19 protein-coding genes are annotated in these 20,922 nt (G+C 46.3%); 10 read left to right on the forward strand and 9 right to left on the reverse strand.

Going from position 1 to position 20,922, the window contains the following annotated elements; genetic code table 11:
* Positions 1-52 precede the first annotated feature (52 nt).
* The 4 genes from ACX0G9_RS25330 to ACX0G9_RS25345 form a co-directional block, all read right to left on the reverse strand.
* On the reverse strand, positions 53-1,249 hold the full coding sequence (locus ACX0G9_RS25330) for a hypothetical protein (RefSeq protein WP_459067766.1): 1,197 nt from the start codon (positions 1,247-1,249) through the stop codon (positions 53-55).
* 24 nt (positions 1,250-1,273) lie between these two features.
* A complete protein-coding gene (locus ACX0G9_RS25335; protein ID WP_459067767.1) occupies positions 1,274-1,714 on the reverse strand; it encodes a hypothetical protein in 441 nt (146 codons plus the stop codon).
* A gap of 80 nt (positions 1,715-1,794) precedes the next feature.
* Positions 1,795-2,268 (reverse strand): anti-sigma factor, encoded by a 474-nt coding sequence (locus ACX0G9_RS25340; protein WP_459067768.1) that lies wholly within the window; start codon positions 2,266-2,268, stop codon positions 1,795-1,797.
* Complete coding sequence (locus ACX0G9_RS25345) at positions 2,265-2,879, reverse strand: RNA polymerase sigma factor (protein ID WP_459067769.1); 615 nt, start codon at positions 2,877-2,879, stop codon at positions 2,265-2,267. Before ACX0G9_RS25345 ends, ACX0G9_RS25340 begins: the two co-directional genes overlap by 4 nt.
* Positions 2,880-3,084: 205 nt before the next feature.
* Between ACX0G9_RS25345 and ACX0G9_RS25350 the strand changes: the two genes are divergently transcribed.
* The 6 genes from ACX0G9_RS25350 to ACX0G9_RS25375 all read left to right on the forward strand — a co-directional run bounded on the left by ACX0G9_RS25350 (position 3,085) and on the right by ACX0G9_RS25375 (position 11,515).
* Positions 3,085-3,678, forward strand: coding sequence for an RNA polymerase sigma factor (locus ACX0G9_RS25350; RefSeq protein WP_459067770.1), 594 nt, complete (start codon positions 3,085-3,087; stop codon positions 3,676-3,678).
* Positions 3,679-3,746: 68 nt separating this feature from the next.
* A complete protein-coding gene (locus ACX0G9_RS25355) occupies positions 3,747-4,928 on the forward strand; it encodes a FecR family protein (protein ID WP_459067771.1) in 1,182 nt (393 codons plus the stop codon).
* Positions 4,929-5,051: 123 nt separating this feature from the next.
* Entirely contained in the window at positions 5,052-8,312 is a 3,261-nt protein-coding gene (locus ACX0G9_RS25360; RefSeq protein ID WP_459067772.1) for a SusC/RagA family TonB-linked outer membrane protein, read from the forward strand.
* Between the two features lie 15 nt (positions 8,313-8,327).
* Positions 8,328-9,689, forward strand: a complete 1,362-nt coding sequence (locus ACX0G9_RS25365) for a RagB/SusD family nutrient uptake outer membrane protein (protein ID WP_459067773.1) — start codon at positions 8,328-8,330, stop codon at positions 9,687-9,689.
* Positions 9,690-9,714: 25 nt separating this feature from the next.
* A complete protein-coding gene (locus tag ACX0G9_RS25370) occupies positions 9,715-11,097 on the forward strand; it encodes a TlpA family protein disulfide reductase (protein ID WP_459067774.1) in 1,383 nt (460 codons plus the stop codon).
* Positions 11,084-11,515, forward strand: coding sequence for a hypothetical protein (locus tag ACX0G9_RS25375; protein WP_459067775.1), 432 nt, complete (start codon positions 11,084-11,086; stop codon positions 11,513-11,515). Before ACX0G9_RS25370 ends, ACX0G9_RS25375 begins: the two co-directional genes overlap by 14 nt.
* A gap of 28 nt (positions 11,516-11,543) precedes the next feature.
* On the opposite strand, the gene ACX0G9_RS25380 is transcribed toward ACX0G9_RS25375, so the two are convergent.
* Positions 11,544-13,985 carry a TonB-dependent receptor domain-containing protein gene (locus ACX0G9_RS25380; RefSeq protein ID WP_459067776.1) on the reverse strand — a complete coding sequence of 814 codons (2,442 nt, stop codon included), beginning with the start codon at positions 13,983-13,985 and terminating at the stop codon, positions 11,544-11,546.
* Between the two features lie 238 nt (positions 13,986-14,223).
* On the opposite strand from ACX0G9_RS25380, the gene ACX0G9_RS25385 reads away from it, so the two are divergent.
* Together ACX0G9_RS25385 and ACX0G9_RS25390 are read left to right on the forward strand one after the other, a co-directional pair.
* Positions 14,224-14,622: a ribosomal maturation YjgA family protein gene (locus tag ACX0G9_RS25385; protein WP_459067777.1), complete on the forward strand. Its 399-nt coding sequence runs from the start codon at positions 14,224-14,226 to the stop codon at positions 14,620-14,622.
* Between the two features lie 25 nt (positions 14,623-14,647).
* Complete coding sequence (locus tag ACX0G9_RS25390; protein WP_459067778.1) at positions 14,648-15,406, forward strand: oxygenase MpaB family protein; 759 nt, start codon at positions 14,648-14,650, stop codon at positions 15,404-15,406.
* 15 nt (positions 15,407-15,421) lie between these two features.
* Here the strand turns inward: ACX0G9_RS25390 and ACX0G9_RS25395 are convergent, their stop codons facing one another.
* The 3 genes from ACX0G9_RS25395 to ACX0G9_RS25405 form a co-directional block, all read right to left on the reverse strand.
* On the reverse strand, positions 15,422-17,746 hold the full coding sequence (locus ACX0G9_RS25395; RefSeq protein WP_459067779.1) for a beta-galactosidase: 2,325 nt from the start codon (positions 17,744-17,746) through the stop codon (positions 15,422-15,424).
* Positions 17,747-17,946: 200 nt separating this feature from the next.
* A complete protein-coding gene (locus ACX0G9_RS25400) occupies positions 17,947-18,507 on the reverse strand; it encodes a hypothetical protein (RefSeq protein ID WP_459067780.1) in 561 nt (186 codons plus the stop codon).
* Between the two features lie 13 nt (positions 18,508-18,520).
* Positions 18,521-18,958, reverse strand: a complete 438-nt coding sequence (locus ACX0G9_RS25405; protein ID WP_459067781.1) for an ester cyclase — start codon at positions 18,956-18,958, stop codon at positions 18,521-18,523.
* 145 nt (positions 18,959-19,103) lie between these two features.
* On the opposite strand from ACX0G9_RS25405, the gene ACX0G9_RS25410 reads away from it, so the two are divergent.
* Positions 19,104-19,736 carry a MarR family winged helix-turn-helix transcriptional regulator gene (locus ACX0G9_RS25410; protein ID WP_459067782.1) on the forward strand — a complete coding sequence of 211 codons (633 nt, stop codon included), beginning with the start codon at positions 19,104-19,106 and terminating at the stop codon, positions 19,734-19,736.
* On the opposite strand, the gene ACX0G9_RS25415 is transcribed toward ACX0G9_RS25410, so the two are convergent.
* Positions 19,726-20,214, reverse strand: coding sequence for a hypothetical protein (locus ACX0G9_RS25415; RefSeq protein ID WP_459067783.1), 489 nt, complete (start codon positions 20,212-20,214; stop codon positions 19,726-19,728). The genes ACX0G9_RS25410 and ACX0G9_RS25415 overlap by 11 nt on opposite strands.
* A gap of 124 nt (positions 20,215-20,338) precedes the next feature.
* Here ACX0G9_RS25415 and ACX0G9_RS25420 point away from each other — a divergent pair, with 124 nt between their 5' ends.
* The gene (locus ACX0G9_RS25420; protein ID WP_459067784.1) at positions 20,339-20,917 is read left to right on the forward strand and encodes a TetR/AcrR family transcriptional regulator; all 579 of its coding nucleotides are present in this window, start codon (positions 20,339-20,341) and stop codon (positions 20,915-20,917) included.
* The last annotated feature ends 5 nt before the right edge of the window (positions 20,918-20,922 follow it).

Here is a 20,922-nt window from a genome sequence, read left to right on the forward strand (position 1 = left end):
GAGGAAAGCAAATTTGTAAGGAAATCTTCAGAATGAACCAATGGCCCAATAATCAATCCACCGCCCTGAGCGCCTTACCATACTGCATATCATCTTTGATGGTCTTGGCTGCATGAAAATAAGCCGTTTTCAAGCTCTCCGTCTTAGGCATTTTCCGGGCAATCTCCACCAAAAAATTACTTTTCTCAAAGTCTGCAGGGATATGTGTTGCCTCGTCAAGCAGGCTTGCCCATTGTTCTTCGGTCAACCTGTTCTTTTCAATCAATTTCGAAAACAGGTTCCGCTTCTCCCAATCAGTATTGAAATGATCGATCAATCCCAATAGCCTGTGGAACCGGTCCCCGGGGAAGCTATCCTTGTCTATTAGTTTGGAGAGTAAATTCCCTTTAATTTGGTCATCGTTGACTTGACCGATCACATTTAATAGGTTATCTATATGATTGGACAGGATCGTATCTTTTTCTACCAGTTGAGCCAGGACATTTGCCTTCTGCCAGTCGGCGCCAAATTGGGCCGTTATGTCTACTACTTTGCCAAAAACTTCGTCGGAAAGGGTGTCCCGGGCAATCAAATATTTGAGCAGGTTGCTTTTTTCTTCGTCCTGGCCAAGATGACCGACCGTTCGGAGCCAGGCCTGCAGCGTAGCAGAGTCTTTCAATTGATCTGCCCTGAAGCGCATTAAGTAGTTCCCCCTTTCATTCTCAGCGTTCATCTCCCCGATCCGATCTATCAAGGTGATCAACTCGTCCTTTGTAAGACTGTCACTATGCAGCAGGTAATCGATATACCTCCCTTTCAGGTTATCTGACTTCAGCTTTCCCGTCTCGGCGAACAAGGCCTTGATTCCGCCCTTCCCATATATGCGATGCATCCTTCCCTCGGCATCATAGCCTAATTCAATCATCTCGTGAAGGGCATCAGCCAGGAATTTCTTTCCTTTCTCATCCAATGCCAATGATTGCCGGCCATCATACAGGGTGTAGCGGATGTCTCCCTGCAGGTTGCTTTCAGCCGCCATTTTTTCGTCATTATGCGTGAATTTTAAATAGCCGCCCGGCGTAATGCTTTCCACGGCCGTTTCATCCTCTTTTAGCCTGACCTTACCGAACCATTTGATCTCCAAATTTTCATCCCCGTTCCGGATGATCATCGTACCATCATTGTTGTCACTCCGCATATGCCCTGTCCAGCCCAAATACAGACGGACGAATACCAGGCAAAATGCAATCAGGAAAAATGTGATTTTCATTTGTTTGCGCTTTAGGGAAAGGAATTATTTTTCTAAACGCCGGGAAGCATAGTAATTTCCTGCAAAACCGGCAGCGATAGAGAAGGCCATGATGGCCAGGGAATGCACGCCATAGGGCCGGCTAAAGTTGATAAGCGTAAAACCTGCACCAATACCAGCCAGGATGAATGTCCATTGCAGGAAGGCCTTTCCGTTCTCATTATCCTTTTTAGGAGGCCTCACCAATTGGACCACAATATTTTCGGCCGTATCCTTTTCGAGGATCTTGGATTTAAGCCGGTAATCCAGGTTATGTTTCATCATTTGCAGAATCCAGTTCGAGATCAGGTAAATGACCGTAACAATGGCGCAAATATTTAGTATATCGAAAAGGAGGGACCTGTCGACCAGGGGTGCCTTGTCTTCCTGCGCAAAGGCAGCTGTAGAAGTGAACAGGATCGCTGCTCCAATGATGATTTTTTTCATTTTATCTTTTGGTGTTGATTATAATTAATTAGATCGTTTTGTTGGTTGTATGTTGCAGAAAGTTCAATAATAATTTAAGTTCAATAATAATTTAAGGTTTGTATTTGCCGGCGGAACTTCCTGTACATGCCCACCATCCTGGATATTACAGCGATTGCGGCGGCAACCAGTATGATATATAGGAAGAAACCGGAAATTTCCGAGAACATATTCCAGATATTCTTCCGGAAGAGGTATATCGGAATACCCACTGTGCAGGTGGTAAATAAAACCAGTAACCAGGCGGAAAAGCTAAACGACCTGACCCTGGCCCGGGCGCCCGGAAGCTCACTCTTCAGGCCCACCGTCAACTGTGATAATACAAGGCCGGATAGATCAAAAGCAAATTCAGGCTTCGGTTGTTGCTTAATTCCGGCAAACAGCAGCCGGTAAGTCATCACTTCTGCCTGGCAGTTAGTGCAGGCCTCGATATGTTCCCTGGTTTCCTTTGTGCAGGCGGGCTCGTCCAGCGCATATTGCTGCAATTCCATTTCTGAAAGGTGTCCGGTAGTCATAATGCCTCCTTTTTATATTTCGCCAGTAGATTTGTCTTTAACATTTTTCTTGCCCTGTACAGGTAGCTTTTTACCGATCCAGCCGGCAACCCGGTGATCAGGCACAGTTCTTCATAGCTCATTTCTTCATGGTGGAATAACGTGATCAGGATCCTGTAAACTGGAGGAAGTCCGCTGATCTCTTCCTGCAGAATGCCGGACAATTCTTTTTGAAAAATGAGCTTCTCGGTTTCGTTTCCCGAATCGCTGATGGATCTGTTGCTCAGCAATTCCAACTCCTCTTCGCCCGTGCCATCTTTGTCCTGCTCCTGGCCGGGCAGCACAAGTTTTTTCCTTTCCAGGTGCGTCAGGCAGGCATTGTAAGCTATCCGGGCTATCCAGGTGGAAAGCCTGGATTGAAATTTAAAACCGGGCAAATAGTGAAAAACTTTCAGATAAATATCCTGTGCCAGATCCTTCCTGTCTTCCGCATGTGACACCATTTTAAATACAATCTGGGCTACCAGTCTTTCCGTGTTTCGAATAATCGTGGCAAAGGCGCGGGTGTCGCCACCTAATACCTTGTCCACCAGGAGCTGGTCTGTCAGATTATTTCCGGTTTTATTATGCACTGATTGGATTGGACAGGTCAATGGCAGAAATGTTGCAATAAATCTAATTTAAAAATGCTGGAATCCTGTAAATCCTTTATATACTTCTCCTTATAGGAGATTATTATTTTCAATTTTATTTCTTATCTTTAAATTAATTCTATTCTGAGCCTATCCTTCGAATATCTCCTGAAGGAGCATTGATCATAAAAGGCTACTATCATATTTGTCTGTAAAAGAAATACATAGCGAACGGGAACTACTTCAACAAGTGGCGGCAGGCGATGAGAAAGCTTTTACCCAGTTGTTCTATGCCTATCATCATAAACTGGGCGCCTATGTGCTGGCATGGACAAAGTCTATATCCCTGGCCGAAGAGATCGTTCAGGATGTCTTTATGAAGGTCTGGAACAAACGGGAAACTTTGAGGACCGTAGAACGTTTTGATAGCTATCTCTATATTATCGCCCGCAACTATACTTTTAACTCTATGCGACAGGCTGCGCGTGTGCGCTTGCGGCAGCAGGCATGGCTGCAGTACCTGGAAAGCGAAAAGGGCCTGGCCGATGGCCCTGTGCCGGAAGACTATGGGCTGCTCATTGAAGAAGCTGTTCGTCAGCTGTCTCCGCAGCAACAGAAAGTATATCGCCTGAAGCGGCAGCAGGGATTGAAGTATGAAGAGATCGGCCGCCAACTCCAAATATCCCCTGAGACGGCCCGTAAGCACCTGGCGACGGCTACACAGCATATCCGCGTTTATGTGCAGACACATATCAATGTCACTCTGCTGATCCTTTCCACGCCTTTGCTGCTATCCTGAAATAAATTTTATCCTTCGACTACCCGCTTTGTCTTTTTTCGGGGTCTTACTATTACTAAACAGTCGTTATGCCTGAAACGAGGATGACCTATTTACTATATCGTTATTTTAATGATGAAGCTTCCGGTGCGGAAACGGAGGAGCTTGTGGCGTTATTGGATAAGCCGGAAAATGAGCAGGCCATTCAGGCGGTATTGGAAGAGAGCTGGGAAAGTTTTGGTGGGAACAAACTAGTCTTTACCGCGGAGCAAAGCCGGTCGATGCTTAGCCAGATCCTGCCAGATAATGAAGTGCCGGTTCGCAAATTGTTCCCTGCAGGTGGCTGGATGTCAAAAATGCGATGGGCAGCGGCCGCGGTGTTAATAGGTTTCCTTCTTGTAAGCTATTGGTGGATAAGCCGGCAGCAGAATGTAGGGAAAGCCGATATCGTTATTGCATCCCGTCCGGCCCATGATGCAAGGCCGGGCACCAATGGAGCGGTATTGACGCTTGCCGACGGGTCGGATATCCAATTGGATAGCGCAGGCAACGGTAATCTGGGAATGCAGGGAGGAACAAAATTGATCAGGCAGGCAGACGGCAAATTGATGTATCAACAGGGAAATGCTGCTGCTGTATTGTACAATACATTGACAACTCCACGGGGTAAACAGTTCCAGGTGGAATTGCCGGATGGTACCAAAGTATGGTTAAATGCGGCCTCGTCCATACGATATCCTACGGCTTTTATCGGAAAAGAGCGCCGGGTACAGATAACGGGGGAGGCGTATTTTGAAGTGACGCAACAAGTGAACATGCCTTTCCTGGTGGAATCCGGCGGCCAGAAGATCCAGGTCCTGGGTACACGTTTTAATATCAATGCTTACAAGGATGAGGAAGCCATACGGACGACCCTGCTGGAGGGCGCTGTACGGGTGGATGAAGGCTCGGAGAGCCTGGTGCTGAAGCCTGGTGAACAGGCGCAGGTGGGCGGGCAGCATATCAAAAAGATCGTGAATATAGATCCTGATGTGGTAATGGCCTGGAAGAACGGTCTATTTACTTTTCGTCATGCAGGTATCCGTATGGTGGCCAGGCAGCTGGCGCGCTGGTATGATGTCGATGTAGAATACCAGGGGGCAATCGATGAAGGGCAATCTTTCACCGGAGAGATAGGGCGTGACCTGCTGCTTTCCGATGTATTGAATGGATTGCGGTTTACCCGGGTGCATTACCGGATAGAAGACAGGAAACTAATCATTTTACCATAGACCGACAAGGGGATGGCCAAAAAAAACCGGAAGCGCTAGTAACACTCCCGGTCTGAAATTGGGTTCCCCATAACCAAAACTGTTGAGGCATTAATTATTGTTAAACCCAAACACTGCAAATGTATGAAAATTAAAGGTTGGAGGATCATGAGATTAACTGTTATTCTGTTGACTGTAGCTCTGACGCAGGTAACCGCCAGGGGAATTTCCCAGGCTGTTACGTATACTGGGGCCAATGTCCCTATCGAGAAAATTTTTTCCGTCATTCATGGGCAGACAGGGTATACCTTCTTCTATAATGACCAGGACCTGCGGACTACAAAGCCGGTGACCATTAACTGGAAAAACACTCCCCTTACAGCAGCCCTCGAGGAAAGCCTGCGGGGACAAAGTCTGAGTTTTGTTATCAAAGGAAGTACAATTTTTATCAGTTTACGACCGGTGGTACCTTCCCTCCTGCCTCCACCGATCGCTGACCCGCCTTTTGAAGTTCATGGACGAGTGACCGATAGTCTTGGACATCCTTTGCCAGGGGCCTCGGTAACGGTGAAGGGATCGAAGATAGGGACGCAAACGGACGGGGATGGTTATTTTATCCTGAAAAATGTGGAGGCAAAGGCAGTGCTCATCGTCTCCTTCACGGGCTATGGCAGCCGGGAAGTAGCCGTCCATGGCCGGAGCGTGGTGGACATCGTATTGCTGCACATTGAAAACCGGCTGGATGAGATCCAGGTGATAGCATATGGAACGACTACACGAAGACTAAATACCGGTAATGTCAGCAGTATCACGGCAGAACAGATCGCCCGTCAGCCAGTCAGCAATGTAGTCGGTGCGCTGGAAGGACTAGCGCCAGGATTATCGGTAATGCAATCCGACGGACTGCCGGGGGGGATCTATACGGTGGTGATCAGGGGGCGGAATTCCCTGGATAATAACGCACCCCCGCTCTATATCGTGGACGGTGTACCTTTTGATGGTTCGAGTCAGGGGCAATTCCCGGGCACCAATTACGAATCCAGTCCTCTGAATACGATAAGCCCTGCCGATATCGAACGGATCGATATTTTAAAAGATGCGGATGCTACGGCCATTTATGGATCGCGGGGCGCTAACGGGGTTATTCTTATCACCAGCAAAAAGGGTAAGACGGGTAAAGGCGGTCTATCCATCAATGCATATACGGGCATGTCGAAAGCTACACGCCTGATGAAATGGCTGACTACTCCGCAATACCTGAAGATGCGAAGGGAGGCATTTAAAAATGACGGTATCACACCTACAACCCTGAATGCGCCGGATCTGCTGGTATGGGATACAACAAGGAATGTAGACTGGCAGAAGCTGATGTTGGGTGGAACGGCCCATACCGATGAGGCGCAGCTTGCGCTGACCGGAGGCACGGAGAAAACCCAATTTCGTGTCGCATCGACCTGGCATCATGAGACGCCTGTATACGCCAATAGCCCTTTTGTTAACAAGCGTTATGGGTATGACCGCGGTTCTTTTGCCTTTGGATTGTCCCATACTTCGCAGGATAATAAATTTTCGATGGGGCTGAATGCGCAGTATACGGCCGATAAGAGTAATTACTCGGCAGCGGTTTTTAGTGAAGTGCCTCTGCCTCCCGATGCACCGAACCCCTTCGATAGCCAGGGGAAATTAGTGTGGAGCGAAGGCGGAGCCAGTTTTAAAAATCCTTTCGCGCTGCTCCTGAATAGTTTCGATATTAAAAATAATAACCTGATCGCAAGTAATACGCTGAGCTATACCCTATTGCCAGGGCTGTTTATAAAGGCGAATATAGGGTATAACAAACTCGAAAATTCCCATATACAATCCGCGCCCAAGGTTGCGCAGAACCCTTCTGATAATCCGGTCAGCTATTCCTATATAGTCAGTAATCAGCAAAGCAGCTGGATCGTCGAGCCACAACTGGAATATATTCGTAAAACGGGTATCGGGAAGTTCGATGTCCTTGCAGGAGCGACCTGGCAGAATAAGTCCGGGTCGCAGGTCAACAGCAACGCCTATAATTATAGCAGCGATGCGTTCCTGGGAACGCTGACAGGTGCGGCCATTACCGGCACGCAAACTTCTTCGTCGGATTACCGGTATAATGCGTTTTATGGCCGATTGAATTATGATTATGATGAAAAGTACCTGGTGAATCTGACGGGAAGGAGGGATGGATCCTCCCGCTTTGGGCCAGGCAGACAGTTCGCCAATTTCGGAGCTATTGGGGCGGCCTGGATCATTACAAAGGAAAATTGGTTTAAGGATCATCTGGGATGGCTGAGTTTTGGTAAACTACGCGGAAGCTATGGAATCACCGGATCCGACAATATCGGAGATTATCAATACGTGGATACCTGGTGGTCTTATTCCGGCTATACCTATGATGGATCCATCGGATTCTTCGCCAATAACCTTAAGAACCCCGATTATGCCTGGGAGACCAACAAGAAGCTGGAGGGAGCCTTGGAGCTGGGATTTTTAAAAGACAGGGTATTACTGTCTGCCAGCTATTATCGCAACAGGGCTGGCAATCAGCTGCTAAATTATGCCTTGCCGACCCAGACAGGATTTGGTTCGGTACTGGAGAATTTTCCTGCGGTGGTGCAGAACAGCGGGATCGAGATCTCGCTGAACTCAACGAATATCCGGACGAAGAAATTTCAATGGAGCACCTCATTTAATTTAACCATCAACCGTAATAAACTAATTACTTTCCCGGGGATCGATTCTTCTTCCTATGCCTCGAGGTATACGATCGGCATGCCCATCACGATCGGGCGGTTTTTTCAATATCAGGGGGTGGACCCCCAAACCGGGGTCTATACCTTCAACGGAACCAATTATAACAAGGACAGGATCGTATCTATCGATGCCTATGGACCTCCGCGATTTTATGGCGGGATCGATAATAAGATAAGGTGGAAGGGCTGGGATCTGAGCCTGTTTATCCAGTTCTCCAAAACGTATGGGGCGGGATATGCGTCCAGGATGTATTTCTACGGCCCTCCTGGAGCGATGACCAATCAGCCGGATTATGTGCTGAACCGGTGGCAGAAACCTGGTGATAAGGCCTCTATCCAACGATTTACTACCGGGGGTAGCGCTTCCAGCGCCTATACCACCTATGCCAGGAATTCGAGCGCTTCTTTCGTCAGCACGTCCTTTATCCGATTCAAAAATATATCGGCCGGTTATAATTTCTCTCCTTCCTTGTTGCGTACGATGAAAATAAGGAACATGCGTATCTATATCCAGGGGCAGAACCTGGGACTTATCACCGCCTATAAGGGTGGCGATCCGGAAAGCCAGGGTATCGGCAATCCCTTGATGAGGGTCTGGACCGGCGGCATACAAATTGACTTTTAAAAAACTCTACTTACAATGAAAGCTTTATATAAACAGTCTTTGATCATCTTCTTCTGTCTTTCGGTATTCTCCTGCACAAAATTCGTGCAAGTCACACCTCCTGCCGAACAGGTCCCTACTACACAGTTGTTTGAAGACAGCGCAACAGCTATCCAGGTTTTGAACGGGATCTATATCAATTTGGGGGGTGATGGGGTGGTCAATTATAATCTGAGCATTTACCTGGGTTTGTATGCAGATGAGCTTGATGTCACCGCAGGAGCGCTGGAAGATGAGCAATTCCATCAATCTGCCCTGCTTTCGGATAATAATAACGTAGAGTCGTTTTGGTATAACTGCTATAAATATATTTACCAGGCCAATATCTGTATAGAAAATGCGGCTACAACGACTGCGCTCTCCGAAATCACCAGGACGCAGCTGACCGGGGAATCGAAGTTTATTCGTGCCCTGTCACATTTTGAACTGGTCCGCCTCTTTGGAGATATTCCCCTGATCCTGACCTCGGACTACCGGGTGAACGCAGTAATGGCTCGTACACCGCAGGCGAAGGTAATGGAACAGATCATTGCCGACCTCCTGGATGCAAAAAGTTTGTTGGGCAGTGACTATCCGGGAGCAGAGAACGTCCGGGCCAATAAATGGGCGGCCTCGGCCCTTTTGGCGCGTGTCTATCTATATCAGAAAGACTGGGTCAATGCGGAGAAGGAGGCTGCCGGCGTCATTCTATCCGGTAAGTATACGATGGAATCCGATCTGCAGCATATTTTTCTCAGGAATAATAGCGAAGCAATCTGGCAGATCATGCCTGCTGATGGGTATGCGATGTATGAAGGGTATTATTTTATACCGGGATCGCAGGGGACGCTGCCGAATTATCCCCTGACAACGGGTCTGATAAATGCCTTCGAGCCAGGCGATCTGCGGAGACAAGCCTGGGTGGACAGCACCCTTGTAAATGGTCAGTTCTATTACTATCCTTATAAATATAAGACGACGGGTTTGGCTCCTTCTACTGAATATTATACGATCCTTCGCCTGACGGAGCAGTACCTGATCCGGGCGGAAGCCTGCGCCGAGCAGAATAAACTGTTGGATGGAGCACAGGACCTTAATCTGATCCGGGGCAGGGCAGGCCTTTCTCCGGTCGTGACCAATGACCAGGCGTCGCTGTTGGAAGCAATTTACAGGGAGCGGCGGATTGAATTATTTGCGGAAAATGGACAACGGTGGTTCGATCTGTTACGGATAGGCAGGGCCGATTCTGTGCTGAGGCAACTTAAACCGCAGACCTGGAAACTAACAGGCATTGTATTCCCCATCCCTTTACCCGAAATCAAATCGAACCCTTTTCTTTCACAAAACCCGGCGTATTAGGCCTATCCCTTAAAAAATAAAAGCTATGAGTTACTCCATCAAAGTACAGGCATGGGTCATGTCATGCCTGTTAAGCACTATCGTGTCATTGGCGCAAAACAGTTATTTACAACCCGGCGATCAGATGCCGGATCTGGCACTCAACAGCTTGCTGAATTATCCCTCCGGGCAGGCGCGGATCAGCGATTTCAGGGGCAAGCTGCTTATCATCGATTTCTGGGACCGTGGATGTACGAGTTGTATTGCTGCATTTCCCAGGCTGGAGGCTTTGCAGGAACAATTCAAAGGTCGTATTCAGTTCATCACGGTGACTAAGAATTCACCCGGCCAGATCGACACTTTATTTATGCAGCCCTGGATAACCAGGCAGCATGCGCGAAGATCGCAACTTCCCTCTCTGATGGCCGATACGGGTATATCGGGTTTGTTCCGTCCCTTCTTTTATGTGCCCCATCATATCTGGATCGACGAAACAGGAAAGATACTATATATCACGAATGGATACAATGCTACGGCCGGTCATATCCAATCGGTGCTGGATGGAAAACGTCCTTTTATGCTGCCAAAGGTCGATGTCAGAAGAGATGTGATCGATGAGCAACCGCTGACCGCTTATGTAGGCCAACATATGGCGGATCATGTAAAATATTCTTCTTTCTTTATGGATTATTCGAATGAACTGGCAAATCTTTACAGTATGTCCAGGCATATCGACTCCGCGAAGCAGCTGTTCCGTATGAGTTATACAAATTTTTCCATGCTTCATTTATTCCAGGAAGCATTTACAAAAGGAGAAGCGGATCAATTCAATAATGACTTCTTTAATGAGAACCGGATAGAATGGAAGATCCCGGATCATGGCGTCTTCTTCCGGCCAACGAGCTACGACTCGCTGGATGAATGGACGGTCCATAACTTCTACAACTATGAGCAGGTGGCTCCTTTAAAAGATAAGCCCAAGTGTTATCAGTTGATGCAGGAGGATGTCAACCGTTATTTTGGCGGGCTGCGTGGTATCCTGGCGAGGATCGTGACGGAGAAGAAAAAATGCCTGGTGCTGGTGAATGAGAGAACGACCCCTTTAAAAACGAAGGGAGACAAACCTATGGAGACATTCTATTCTAAGGAGGATGAAATACCGGAGTGGCGTGCCTATATAAATACACCTTTAAAAGAGGTTGTTATGGGGATTTATGCCAGCTATACCGGGATCCTGAGAGATGGGCCGATACCTTTTATCGATGAGACGACGTACGCGGGTAATGTGGACCTGAAGATCGATTTTAGCGCGAAGACGGTAGCGGAATTGAACAGGCAACTTCATCTCTATGGCCTGCGCATCATTCAGGCTGACCGTTGGATAAAGATGCTGCAAATCGAAAAAATGGCAAATTATGCAAAACAATAAAGTTCTTCGGCCCGGGCTATTTTTTGCCCTTATAATCGCGGGTTTCGCGGGCTATGCACAAGTGAGCTGGAGCTTTTCGGCTGTTAAAAAAACGGATAGCCTGGTTGAGTTACATCTGAAAGCATCCTTATCGGATGGCTGGCATCTGTATGGAACGGATACGCTGTCTTCTCCGTTCCCGACAAAGATCAATATTCTGCCAGAACCAGGGTTGAAATTTAGCGGGCCTTTACAGGAAAAAGGCAGGCTGGTGTCGACGGATGGTTCGGTGCGGTATTTTATGGGTATGGCAGAGTTTATTCAGGGTGTCAGGGTTGATACAGGCAGGCATGGTATGCAGGGCACGGTGCAATATGTGATCTGTACGCAGGAGCAGTGTCTGGCTCCGGTTAAAAAGGATTGGATAGTCCGCTGGTGATAATTAAAAATGGAACAGTATAAAAAAATTAAAATCTCGCCCCAAAAGAAATATAAAAGCTTCGGCCGATAGCCGGTATGATACCCGGACCGGGATATTCATCTGTTCTTAGCGTGAAATACCGTTTATCAGCCAGGTTATTGATCCCGGTTTTTATGTTCCAGTTGCCTGCCAGGGGTATGGTGACTGCCCAATCCATTACCGTATAAGCCGGAATGACACCTACGATGGCATCAGAACTGGACACCGTATTATTGGCATCTCCGAATGATCTGGCCGTTTGGCTAAGGATAAACGTGGAGGAGAAATGTTTTCTGGAATAGGTGATGCCAAAACGTTCTATGAATTCCGGAGCGTATTCCACAAAATTGCCTTTGTAAGGTCCGGACGTATATTTTGCGTGGATGTAGGAAAAGGAGTTAAAAAAACTGATAGTCCCCAGCGATGCGGGTGTCTTTGCCAATTTGGTGGGGCTAAACTCTACATAAGTTTCAATTCCTTTATGGACGCTGTTCGCCACATTGGTTCGATAGGTATAGGGATTCCCGGCCCCATCTTTCAACTGGACGAGACCTATCCTATTGCCATAGGAAAGGTAAAAGGCATTAACATCAAAATTAAGATAGTTACTAAAAGAACCTCTCCAGCCAAAATCCGCATTATAGCCTTTAGCATCTTTCAGATTGGGATCAATTTTTGATGCAACGGCGTATGGAGTTACCTGGTCATAGGTAATAGGACTGTAAGCCTGGGATATGTTGGCGTAAAGATTTGACGTCCTGGTAGTCCTGTATTGGACTCCTACTCCCATTAATGGGACGTATCGTTTTCTCACACTATCTGTGTTAACCTGATCACCATCTATAGTAATATATCCTTTTGCCGTTGACCGGAGATATTCATACCGGATACCCGGAGTAATGGACAAGTTATCGGTAACCCTAAAAACATTTTCTATAAATGGAGCGACATTGGTGGTTGTAAAATCCAGGCCATATTCATACCGCGGATCAAGTAAACTAAGCGTAAAATCGCTTCCTGTCGTACCCTGACCCCCACCCTGTCTTTTAAACTTACCATAAAATATCCGGGCGCCTGCGCCAAGTGTATTATTCATTCCAAATAACGAATACTGGCTGAGCAAGCGGGCCTCTGTTGTCAGGCTATTCATCTTTTCCCTTTGCACTTCCCGGTTTACATATTGCAGGGTAACGGGGCTGATACTGTCCGGCGTTCCGGGACCGCCGTCTTCATTTTTCCAAACCAGATTCCGGGCGCTGAATAAATAAGAAGAAGTAACCGTCAGGGAAGTTTTTGGCGAAAAAGCATATTCCATTTTGGCTGCAACAATATTCCACGGATTTTCCAGCCAGTTCCTGGCCCGGAAAGAAGTATCGCTGTTTTTTGCAAATTGCTCGTCCGTAAAGCCCCCCGGCATATGAATCCGGTTGCGGAAAAGGGTATATTCCAGACTGAGTTTTAGTTTTGCATTTGCCTGGTAGGACAATTTCCCAAAGGCGCTGATTTGTCTGTAGTCGGAATTTGGTCGCCAACCCTGGGAAGATTGATATTGGGCAAACACATAATAATTCCATTTCCCGATCTGGCCTCCAACAGAATGGAAAGAATTGACCAATCCATTGCTTCCACCTGTTTGTTGCATACAATATTCAAATGGCTTGGTTTTGTTCCCGTCCCGGATTATATAATTAATCACCCCGCCGAATTGGGGTCCGAACTGCAGGGAGGATTCACCACGGGTCACTTCAATGCGTTGTACGGCCTCTAAAGGGGGCTGATAATAGGTCTCTGCGTATCCGTAGATATCCGCGGTGATATTGTATCCATTTTGCCGGGTATTCATTTCAACGGATTGAGTCGGTTTCAATCCCCGGAATCCGATGCCGTTAGAGGGGAATCCGCTGCCTTGCGTCTCTGAATAATTGGCGCCGGGTATTCTTCCAAGGACCTGCCGGGGATTGTTTTGAGCCGTATTGGCATTAAGGCTGTCCAGTAATAATACTTCCGTCTTTTTCCCGGAATAGATCACTCCGTCGTGCATTTCATCAAGCCGGCCCATCCCGGTAATGGTCCTCACGCCATTGACCGTTACCGCCTGCAACAGAGCGGTATTTGAAGGTAATTCCACGTTAAGCAATGTTGTTTCTCCTGGCTTAACGATTACGGCACTGATGACACTATCAAAACCGATACTGGTTACACAAAGATAGTAACTGCTTGGTTTTAATCTTTTTATGAAGTAAAATCCCAATTGATCACTATTGGTCGCTTCGCCGGTTCCAATAAGCGTAATTTTTGCATTTACCACAGGATTTCCTGTTTTATCCGCTATCCTGCCCTTTATATTTCCAGATTGCTTTTTTCCTGTTTGGCCAATGCCTGTTGAAGAAAAAACAACCATTATTACAACAAAAGCTATAATCACTCTACCATACCTTCTCAAAAGCATAATTATATTTTATCTAAGTTCCTATTTTGCAAAAGTAAGGGGTGCGCTTTCCGGTACTTTGCGTAATCCGGAAAAGAATTTACGCTATCTGGAAAATTATCCGATCGTTTTGGCGTATTGGGTTGTAATGGTTAGATAATCCACTAAATTCTATTTCCCGTAATCTGAGGGTTAATTTCTTCTCCCCCTTGCAAATATCCATATTTTTATTTTACTTTGTATTTCAAAGTACTTTTTAATGAAAACCATATTCCGATTTCACGCATCTTATTTTCTGCTCAGTCTCGGGCTGCTGGGATTGGAGATATTAATCGGGGGCTTTCTTCATGACAGTATTATTCGCCCATATGGGGGTGATTTCCTGGTTGTTATCCTTTTGTACTGCTTCGCCAGGAGTTTCCTGGACCTGCCTGTTATTCCTGTGGCTTTATCGGTGCTGGTATTTTCTTATCTCGTTGAGACGATGCAATATTTCAATTTGGCTGACCGCCTGCATCTCAAAGCCCATTCCCTGGCCCGAATCGTTTTAGGGACGAGCTTTTCCTGGGCGGATATACTTAGTTATACGCTTGGAATTTTATTGGTGTTGATGCTGGAAGGAAAGGCAGGGTCTTGTCCAGTGAGAAGGATAGCCTGAATGGTTTCACTAAAACAACCTTGTTATGGATAATTTTTTTGTAAATGACAAATCAATCGTAAGAAAGATCTGGGGCAGAAGCGATACCGTATTGCTGATTTTCGCCGGAGCGGCTGCGGAATTTGCGTTGAATAAATCGGTAGACTGGTTGTATTATACAGGGCGATTGCCTGCCGATCCGATTGGCAGGCTTTTTTCCACGGTGCGCTATGCCCAGGAGATCGTGTTCTCGGAAAATGACCATGCCTTGGCTTCCATCGACAAGATCACGGCCATTCACCGGGAAGTGGAGCACAGCCGCGGCGCCCGAATTCCCGCCACGGCCTACCTGGATGTATTGTTTATGTTGATCGATTATTCCATACGGTCATTTGAACTATTGGAACGCAGGTTGGAAGAGGCAGAAAAGAAAGCGGTTTTCGAAGTGTTTTACCGGGTGGGGTTGCGAATGGAATTGGAAGGACTGCCTGCTGATTATGACGGATGGAAGCTGATGAGAAGACAAAACCTGGAAACAAACCTGCAATACAGTTCTTTTACCAGGGATCTGTTTAGGCAATACAACAAACAGCTGGGGAGTTTCCGATATCATATCTTATTGCAGGCCCAGGCCCTGTTGGCGCCTCCCGGGGTCGGAAGCCTGATGGCATTGCCTTCCCTACCATGGTTCTATGTTGTACTGCCCTTTTATAAGGCGGCCCGATGGCTGAAATTCGATGGGGTATTGAAGGCATTTCTTTTGCCGGCGAACTTTAAAATGCAAATTGCCGGATTGGATAAATGATTGGCTGTAATAAACTCATAACCCAAATCCTTCCCTCCTCAAATAAACCCTGAAATCCTTTATCCTCCCATTTGGCGAATCCTGCCTGGGCAGATATTTCAAACCGCCAATCTCCTTAACTGCACCCAAATCGATCACTACCTGGTGCGGGTGCGAAGGCGTACTGTCCTGCCACTGTGTATGCCAGACGGAAGTGTTTTGCAAATCAAATATATTGTCGGCTTTCCCGTCGTCGCCTGCCGTCTCTTCGCTGTCCGCATACACCACCTTCCATTTATTACGGGGGATCTCTTTTCCTTTGGCATCCAGCAAATACAACTCTGCCACCGTAGTAAAAGGGTCTCCTGCCCGTTGCCCATTCAAAGCCTCCAGGCAAAAATAGCGGCCGGAGACCGCATTGAAACGCGCCGTCTGCCATTCGATTCCCGGGTTAAAACTGCCCTGATAAACAGGAGTTGTACCGGTTAGCTGAAGCGTTTGCCCTGGTTTACGGTGTTTACTGGCAACCGCGTTTTCTTTTACCTGACCCAGTATGGGAGAATCCAAACCGGATAATTCATTTCCCGATGGGCCGGTATAATCCAGGATGATCAGTTCATTTTTTCCGGTTTTGAGCCAGGGCCCCGGCACATACATGGTTTGTGTCGGCCCGATATTCCAGAACCGCCCCAGGCAATGGCCGTTGATCCACACCAATCCTTTGCCCCAGTTGCGCATATCCAGGAAGCTATCTCCCGTATCTTTTATACTAAACGAACCCTTATGAAAGGCAGGCATAGCGGTCTGGCCAGCATGAAATTTCAACCCGGCAGGAATTCCCTCGTTTTGTAATGGAATCGGATAGATTTTCCAATTGTTCAACTCTCTTGTCTTATCATTTGATCCGCTGATCAGCACCTTGCCATCAATCCCTTTGCGGTCATGAAGAGCCCCTCCATAATTAACCCGTCCCATAGCTTCTACCAGGATATCCAGGACCGCGCCTGTTTTTACGGCAGGTATTTTACAACTGTTCTCATTCCTTCTCCGGTCAAGGGTAGCGATTTTTTTACCATCGATGAAGATCAGGGCAAAATCATGGACTTCCGGCAGGGTCAGCATAGAAGCCCCGCCGGCTTGCAAGGTGGTGCGGTAGAGAATACACCCGTATCCCTGATCGTACTGCTCCATATTCCGAACTTGATTGTCCTGCACAGGTACGGGCAGATTGGAAAAAAGCGGAGCTATTTCTGTAGTCGTAAAGGTGGGAATTTTTATTACCGGATTGGATGCCGGTACGGATGGCAATGATTCTCCTTCCTGCAAATGGGTGGAGAATAAGGTACGTAGGGCAGTAAATTTATCGGTGGCCCAACCGGCTTCACTGATCGGAGCATCATAATCATAGCTGGATGTCTGTGGCAGAAAGGGAGGGCTGTTGGCGCCGGAGGATAATCCAAAACTGGTTCCGCCGTGTGCCATATAAATGCTAAAGGATTCCTGATGGTCCAGCATGTATCCGATCTCTTTGATCACGTTATCGACCGAACCGGTATGATGCTTCGCGCCCCATGAATCAAACCAGCCCGGATAATATTCACCGCACATTAAGGGGCCGGTATTTCTTATTTCCCGTAAAGCCTTGAAATTCGCTTCCGGATTATTCCCGAAATTTACAACGCTGAAAATATCATCCCGAACATCATTTTTCAATTGGGAAGGTCCGTCACAGGTGAATAAAGGAACGGTAAATCCTGCTTCTTTCAGGTCATCCCGGATTTTGCCGATATATTCCCGATCTCCGCCATAGGATCCATATTCATTTTCAACCTGGGTCATGATGATCGGACCTCCGTGAGAGATCTGCAATGGCGCTAATACCCTTCCCACCTCGTTTAAATAGATACGGCAACGTTCAAGGTAATACGCATCCTGCGTACGAAGCCGGATATCTTTCTTTTTGAGCAGCCACCAGGGGAAACCGCCGAACTCCCACTCGGCGCAGGAATAAGGACCGGGACGCAGGATCACAAACAATCCCTCCCGGTGGGCAAGGCGGCAAAATTCGGCCGCATCAGCCATGCCTTCCCAACTGAATTTCCCGGGGCTGAGTTCATGATAATTCCAGAATAAATAAGCACAAACCGTATTAAGTCCCATTGCCTTCGCCATTTTTAACCGATGGGCCCAGTACTCTCTGGGTATCCGGGCAAAATGCATTTCTCCGCAGCGAATAACAAATGGTTTATTATTCAATAAGAAGGATTCCTGCCCTATTACAAAGGATATGTCCTTTTTCGTCTGACCAAAAGAGTAACCGGCACAAAGAATAAAGAAAATCAGAATAAAAGCCTTTTTCATTTTTTACATTTTATCTGGGATCACTATTAACCGGGATCACAATTAACCGGGATTACTATTAACTCGGATCACTTTTAATTGGAATCACTTTTAACCGGGATCTCCAAAACTTTAATGAGATTGAAAGGCTTAAATTAAGAGAATTATTCTTAAAAACCGTAGTTCGGCTTGCGCAAACGATTGTCTAAAAATTCCCCGCCTCAGGAATAAATCCGTTTTAATTTCCTGAACTCCAGGATAATGGCGATAAACCAGGTCAGGATAAAAGGTATGGCGATGAATCTTGCCGTTGGGGGAAGCAGCTTACCAAATAACGGAACGATCCCGATGCTCAAAGCGAAGACTATCGATACCCAACGGATAAAGCCTTTATTTATAATGGCGATGCCAAAAGGCCAAACGATTAATGCAACATGAACACCCCCCCGCATAGGCTCCAGGATTTCATTGGAGACACCATTTACGCTTGCTACTGCAAGGATGATATCGACAAACACCCAGGTAAATCCGCCCATTTTTGCCCAGGCAGGTGCGGGCATAGCTGCAATCAATGGTAATAAGGTAAAATGAAATATAACAGCTATAACAGTACTTAGATAAAGTACGTTTGGAAATTTATGCATCAGTGGAAAGGATAGGAACAGAGCAATAAAGCTGACTAAAGTGGCAATGGACCACTTAAATGCGCTTTTATAGCTAATTTCAGACGCAGGGCCAATGGCAGATATTTGAAAGCTTTCTTTCGTTAATGGTGTTTCCATGATATTAGTTTTATTATTGTTTAGTGGAGGGTGGAGAAGGAATCAGATCCTGGGGAATAACCCCTATCTGGGTCAAAAACGCCAGTCGGTCGCTCTGAATCCAGGCCTGAATTATTTTCCCGTCTTTAATCTGGTAAATAGCAATTGCATTATCGACAACCTGTTTGTGGCTGGGAGGAATACCCCTGAATGCATTCACATGTGTTCCTTTCCATGACCATCTCACCGTCACCTTATCTCCTTCCGCGATCAAATCCTCGATAGTCCATTTTATATCCGGAAAACCGGCAATAATGCTCCCGACAGTTTCTGTAAAGCCCGCCACGCCTTTTTCTCCGCGGATACCCGTGTAGCCATCAGCTATTACATCATTAAGCAGATCCATCCTTCTGGGATTAAGGCTGTTTTCGTACAGATTACGAATGATGGTTTTGTTTTTCGTTGATTCCATGTTTTCCATTTTTAAGCGTATTTTATGGTGAAGCTATTTAATACTTTTACGTTGTTTATTATACAAATATAATACGTTTACGTATTAATTAGTACGTATTGGTAGTATTTTTTATAAATTTGCAACCAAACAGAATTAATTGATTATGAATAAGACAATTGCGTTAGTGAACGAATGGGGGAAATTTGAAGAAAAGCATCCGGATGGGAGTATGGACGATTTTTGCCGCTATCACCTGATCCATAATAAAGCCGGGAAGGATGGACCGGCAGTAAATCAAGCCTTGGTGCCAGCCAATGAGGACTCCCTGTTAATGCGCACTATGGGAAGAATTATGAGTCTGCATGCTGTTTATGCGAACGCTGCCCTGGAAGGAAGTGGCATCGGCAGTATGGAAGAGTTTAGCATGTTAAATACGGTTTATATTTTAAAGAACCCCAAAAAGTCGGAGGTGATCCATGCTTGTTTGCATGAAATTTCTACCGGAACCGGGATATTAAACAGGTTGAGAACGCAAAAGTATTTAACCGAACACGATGATACGGAAGACAAACGATCCAAACGATTAAAAATAACGGCTAAGGGCGAGAAGGTAATCACTACCTGTAAAGGCCGGATAGCCTTATTGGCGAAAATGATGTTGATCGATATGGATACAGATGATAAAAAATTATGTATCCAGCTCCTGAAAAATATAGAGACAAAGTTCGGTCCTATGTTACAACAACACAAAGGGAAGCCGTTCGAGGAAATATATGCTAGTGTTGTCAGGAAGTAAATTGAAAAACACTCAGGATAAAAATAATAAAGAACAGGAGAAGCTGTAGCAGGTGAAAAAAGGTAAGGCGTTTTTTCACAGCCACAATCCCAGGCTCCGTCGTATCGGCAATCGTCGAATTTACAGTCAGAAGCACCCCCAATTTCTTTCCGGCCGGCCTGGCCATAAAGATGGCGTTCAGGATGATCAGCACCAACAATACCATCTTAACTTTGAACCAGGTCTGATGCATGAACACGCCATGTAAGGCCAACATCATAGTGATCCCGCCCAGGACGACAAACATCCCTCCAATCATCTGAAACACGGGGAAACGGGAAATGGCTTTTAGGATCAGCATAGCCTTATCCTGTTCGTGCAGCAGGTATTTCCAGAGTTGCTGCAAGGCTAAAAAGTTTGCCACCGTTAATCCTACCATGGTCGTTATGCCAATAAGATGCACTATTAATCCAATTTTTAAAAGGGTAAACGTCTCCATAAAACAATAGTTAGATACTGAACAAATGTTTAGTTTTACAAAATAAAGATTTTGCCTGCTTATTAACAAGGCACAAAAAGCCGGTTGTATCCGATACTGAACAAAAACTTCTAAAAGTCTTGAAATGGCTGAAAAAAAGTCTCTCCCTGTTTTACAGGATGACCGAAGGACACAAAAAACAAAAAAGGCCCTGGCGGCAGCACTGGCCGAACTAATCGCCGAAAAAGGATTCGACGCCATAACGATCCAGGAAATCATTGACAGGGCAAATATCGGCCGCAGCACGTTTTATGCGCATTATGAAAGTAAAGAACAACTGCTCGTAGGCAATATTCATTTTCAGAATGAGCTCATTCATACCCCGACAGGTGATGATAAACAATATCCGATGGGGATCAATCTTTCTTACTTATTTCATCATACGAAAGAATATTTTCCCGTTGTCAAAGCTCTCAGAGGTAGCAGGGGCATGGACATTATCTGCAACCACTTCGCGGAAGTTTGCGCCGCTAAGATCCATGAGCACTACAAAGGGAATACGATGAAAGACAGGAAAGCGCAAAAGATCCTTCGTTACAAGGCAGCAGCGGCCGCTGCCGGCATTGTCGCCATGTTGTTCAAATGGCTGGAAGACGGTGCGACCATTCCGGCAGAAGAAATGATTGGATATGCAAGGACAATCCTGGAAACTTTTGTCGTTTGAAGGAA

It is taken from the genome of Flavitalea flava, assembly GCF_054461575.1.

Bases quoted from the DNA above. Each gene is read 5' to 3' on its own strand.
- ACX0G9_RS25330 (WP_459067766.1), bottom strand. From the start codon at position 1,249: ATGAAAATCACATTTTTCCTGATTGCATTTTGCCTGGTATTCGTCCGT.
- ACX0G9_RS25335 (WP_459067767.1), bottom strand. From the start codon at position 1,714: ATGAAAAAAATCATCATTGGAGCAGCGATCCTGTTCACTTCTACAGCT.
- ACX0G9_RS25340 (WP_459067768.1), bottom strand. From the start codon at position 2,268: ATGACTACCGGACACCTTTCAGAAATGGAATTGCAGCAATATGCGCTG.
- ACX0G9_RS25355 (WP_459067771.1), top strand. From the start codon at position 3,747: ATGCCTGAAACGAGGATGACCTATTTACTATATCGTTATTTTAATGAT.
- ACX0G9_RS25360 (WP_459067772.1), top strand. From the start codon at position 5,052: ATGAAAATTAAAGGTTGGAGGATCATGAGATTAACTGTTATTCTGTTG.
- ACX0G9_RS25365 (WP_459067773.1), top strand. From the start codon at position 8,328: ATGAAAGCTTTATATAAACAGTCTTTGATCATCTTCTTCTGTCTTTCG.
- ACX0G9_RS25370 (WP_459067774.1), top strand. From the start codon at position 9,715: ATGAGTTACTCCATCAAAGTACAGGCATGGGTCATGTCATGCCTGTTA.
- ACX0G9_RS25375 (WP_459067775.1), top strand. From the start codon at position 11,084: ATGCAAAACAATAAAGTTCTTCGGCCCGGGCTATTTTTTGCCCTTATA.
- ACX0G9_RS25380 (WP_459067776.1), bottom strand. From the start codon at position 13,985: ATGCTTTTGAGAAGGTATGGTAGAGTGATTATAGCTTTTGTTGTAATA.
- ACX0G9_RS25385 (WP_459067777.1), top strand. From the start codon at position 14,224: ATGAAAACCATATTCCGATTTCACGCATCTTATTTTCTGCTCAGTCTC.
- ACX0G9_RS25390 (WP_459067778.1), top strand. From the start codon at position 14,648: ATGGATAATTTTTTTGTAAATGACAAATCAATCGTAAGAAAGATCTGG.
- ACX0G9_RS25395 (WP_459067779.1), bottom strand. From the start codon at position 17,746: ATGAAAAAGGCTTTTATTCTGATTTTCTTTATTCTTTGTGCCGGTTAC.
- ACX0G9_RS25400 (WP_459067780.1), bottom strand. From the start codon at position 18,507: ATGGAAACACCATTAACGAAAGAAAGCTTTCAAATATCTGCCATTGGC.
- ACX0G9_RS25405 (WP_459067781.1), bottom strand. From the start codon at position 18,958: ATGGAATCAACGAAAAACAAAACCATCATTCGTAATCTGTACGAAAAC.
- ACX0G9_RS25410 (WP_459067782.1), top strand. From the start codon at position 19,104: ATGAATAAGACAATTGCGTTAGTGAACGAATGGGGGAAATTTGAAGAA.
- ACX0G9_RS25415 (WP_459067783.1), bottom strand. From the start codon at position 20,214: ATGGAGACGTTTACCCTTTTAAAAATTGGATTAATAGTGCATCTTATT.
- ACX0G9_RS25420 (WP_459067784.1), top strand. From the start codon at position 20,339: ATGGCTGAAAAAAAGTCTCTCCCTGTTTTACAGGATGACCGAAGGACA.